Origin of the sequence: uncultured Aquincola sp. (assembly GCF_964001545.1) — a bacterium.
Classification (GTDB): Bacteria; Pseudomonadota; Gammaproteobacteria; order Burkholderiales; family Burkholderiaceae_C; genus Aquincola.
This window is the reverse complement of the sequence record NZ_CAXFDV010000779.1, coordinates 1-2,873: the sequence shown is the minus strand read 5'-3', so window position 1 is coordinate 2,873 and position 2,873 is coordinate 1. Positions and strand designations below refer to the sequence as shown.

Annotated in this window: 3 protein-coding genes; all 3 read right to left on the bottom strand. The window is 69.8% G+C overall.

Annotation, left to right across the window (positions count from 1 at the left end):
* Positions 1 to 124: 124 nt before the first annotated feature.
* Genes fdx through hscB form a run of 3 tightly spaced genes read right to left on the bottom strand, consistent with a single transcriptional unit; the run spans position 125 to position 2,873 of the window.
* Positions 125 to 463 (bottom strand): ISC system 2Fe-2S type ferredoxin, encoded by a 339-nt coding sequence (fdx, locus tag ABNT58_RS27165; RefSeq protein ID WP_348756496.1) that lies wholly within the window; start codon positions 461 to 463, stop codon positions 125 to 127.
* A gap of 20 nt (positions 464 to 483) precedes the next feature.
* On the bottom strand, positions 484 to 2,343 hold the full coding sequence (gene hscA / locus ABNT58_RS27160) for a Fe-S protein assembly chaperone HscA (RefSeq protein ID WP_348756495.1): 1,860 nt from the start codon (positions 2,341 to 2,343) through the stop codon (positions 484 to 486).
* Between the two features lie 8 nt (positions 2,344 to 2,351).
* On the bottom strand, positions 2,352 to 2,873 hold the full coding sequence (hscB, locus tag ABNT58_RS27155; RefSeq protein WP_348756494.1) for a Fe-S protein assembly co-chaperone HscB: 522 nt from the start codon (positions 2,871 to 2,873) through the stop codon (positions 2,352 to 2,354).

Below are 2,873 nucleotides of genomic sequence, written 5' to 3'. Positions count from 1 at the left end.
TCTGTCTATCTCCTCAGCAGGGCACAGGAGCCCGTTTTGTCCAACCTCCCGGTTTCCCCGGGAGGTTTTTTTTCGTCCGTGCATGCCTGCCTTGGTGCACGCATGCACCAGACCGGCGCGCCGCTCAGTGGTTTTCGCGGGCGTGGTTGATCGTGTACTTTGGGATCTCGATCGTCAGCGGCGTGGCGGCGACGATGGCCTGGCAGCTCAGGCGCGACTGCGGCTCCAGGCCCCAGGCGCGATCCAGCAGGTCTTCTTCGCTTTCGTCCAGCTCGCCCAGCGAATCGAAGCCGTGGCGCACGATCACGTGGCAGGTGGTGCAGGCGCAGCTCATGTCGCAGGCATGCTCGATCTCGATGCCGTTTTCGAGCAGCGCCTCGCACACCGAGGTGCCGGGCGCCGCCTCGATGGAGCGGCCCTCGGGGCAGAGTTCGGCGTGCGGCAGGATCTTGATGACGGTCATGGCGGTGGCGGTGTTCTTCTTCAGACGTCGTTGATGCTGCGGCCGGCCAGCGCCTGGCGGATGCCGCGGTTCATGCGCAGCGCGGCAAAGGCTTCGGTGCCCTGCGCCAGCGCTTCGACGGCGGCGTCGATGTCGTGGTGGTGGTCCAGCGCGGCGATGTCGCGCAGGCGCTGCATCAGGTGCTCGATCTCGGTGCGCTCGGCGCCGCTGAGCAGGTCGCCGTCGGCATCCAACGCCGAGCGGGTGGCCAGCAGCATGCGGTCGGCTTCCACGCGGGCTTCGCGCAGGGCCCGGGCGGCCATGTCGGTCTCGGCCTGGGCAAAACCGTCCTTGAGCATGCGGGCGATCTCGTCGTCGGCCAGGCCGTAGCTGGGCTTGACGGCGATGGCCGCTTCCACGCCCGACAGCATCTCGCGCGCCGACACGTTGAGCAGCCCGTCGGCATCGACCGCGAAGGTGACGCGGATGCGCGCGGCGCCCGCCACCATCGGCGGAATGCCGCGCAGCTCGAAGCGCGCCAGCGAGCGGCAGTCGCTGACCAGCTCGCGCTCGCCCTGCACCACGTGGATGGCCATTGCGGTCTGGCCGTCCTGGTAGGTGGTGAACTCCTGCGCCTTGGCAGTGGGAATGGTGCTGTTGCGCTCGATCACCCGCTCGACCAGGCCGCCCATGGTTTCGAGGCCCAGCGACAGCGGGATCACGTCCAGCAGCAGGATCTCGCCATCGGCCGAATTGCCCGCCAGCTGGTTGGCCTGCAGCGCAGCGCCGATGGCCACCACCTCGTCGGGGTTGACGTTGGTCAGCGGCTCGCGGCCGAAGGCCTCGGCCACCGCGGCGCGCACGGCCGGCATGCGGGTGGAACCGCCCACCAGCACCACGCCCTGCACCTCGTCGCGCGCTACGCGCGCATCGCGCAGCACGCGCTTGACGGCGGCCAGCGTGCGGTCGATCAAGGGGCGCGTGAGCGCATCGAACTGCGCACGCGTCACCGGCACGCTCAGCGGACCATCGGCCAGCGTGGCCTGCAGCCGGGCTTCGGGCGCATCGGTCAGCGCTTCCTTGGCGGCGCGGGCGGCCACCAGCATCGCGCGCTTGTCCTGCGCGTTGGCGGCCTGGCGGCCGGCCTGCTGCAGCGCCCAGTCGGCCAATGCACCGTCGAAGTCGTCGCCGCCCAGCGCGGCATCGCCGCCGGTGGCCACCACCTCGAACACGCCGCGCGCCAGGCGCAACAGCGAGATGTCGAAGGTGCCACCGCCCAGGTCGTACACCGCGTAGAGACCTTCGCTGGCGTTGTCCAGGCCGTAGGCCACCGCAGCGGCCGTGGGCTCGTTGATCAGCCGCAGCACGTTCAGGCCGGCCAGCTGGGCCGCGTCTTTCGTGGCCTGGCGCTGCGCGTCGTCGAAGTAGGCGGGCACCGTGATCACCGCGCCGAAGATCTCGTCGGTGTCGAAGGTGTCTTCGGCGCGCTGGCGCAGCGTGGCCAGGATCTCGGCCGACACCTCCACTGGCGACTTGATGCCGGCGCGCGTGTCCAGCGCCACCATGCCAGGTTGGTCGACGAAGCGGTAAGGCAGCTTGTCATGGCCCTGGATGTCGGCCAGCGCACGGCCCATGAAGCGCTTGACCGAGACGACGGTGTTCTCGGGGTCTTCGGCCTGCGCGGCCAGCGCGGCGGCGCCGATCTGCCGGCGCTGCGCATCGAGGTAGCGCACCGCCGAAGGCAGGATCACGCGGCCGTCGTCGTCGGGCAGGCACTCGGCCACGCCATGGCGCACGGCGGCCACCAGCGAGTGGGTGGTGCCCAGGTCGATGCCGACGGCGATGCGGCGCTGGTGCGGGTCGGGCGCCTGGCCCGGTTCGGAGATCTGGAGCAATGCCATATGTGTGCTTATTGTCCCAAGCTGTCCAGCCGGCGGTCGATGTCGTCACGAAAGCGCGCGACGAACATGAGGGCTCTGACGTGTTGCGCGGCCTGCTGGGCAGCTTCCTGGCTGCCCTGCTCGTCCAGCAGCGTGCCCAGTTCGGCCATCAGGCCGGCTTCGGCCTGACGAACTTCGTCGTCCAGCGCTTCCACCGCCGGCACGTCGCCAGCGTCGTCCAGCGCCTCGCGCCATTCCATCTGCTGCATCAAGAAGGCAGCCGGCATCGCGGTGTTGTTCTCGGCGTTGATCGGTGCGCCGCGCAGCTCGCACAGGTAGGCGGCGCGCTGCAGCGGGTTCTTCAACCGGCCGTAGGCCTCGTTCACCCGCACAGACCATTGCATGGCCACACGCTGCGCGGCGCCGCCTTCGGCCGCGAAGCGGTCGGGGTGCACCTTGGCCTGCAGCTCGCGCCAGCGCTGGTCGAGGTCGGCGCGGTCCAGCGCAAAGCGCTGCGGCAGGCCGAACAGGGTGAAGTCGTCCTCTGCCAG

What these genes read in the sequence shown, in the direction of transcription:
- fdx (WP_348756496.1), bottom strand. Translation starts at nt 463, where the DNA reads ATGACCGTCATCAAGATCCTGCCGCACGCCGAACTCTGCCCCGAGGGC.
- hscA (WP_348756495.1), bottom strand. Translation starts at nt 2,343, where the DNA reads ATGGCATTGCTCCAGATCTCCGAACCGGGCCAGGCGCCCGACCCGCAC.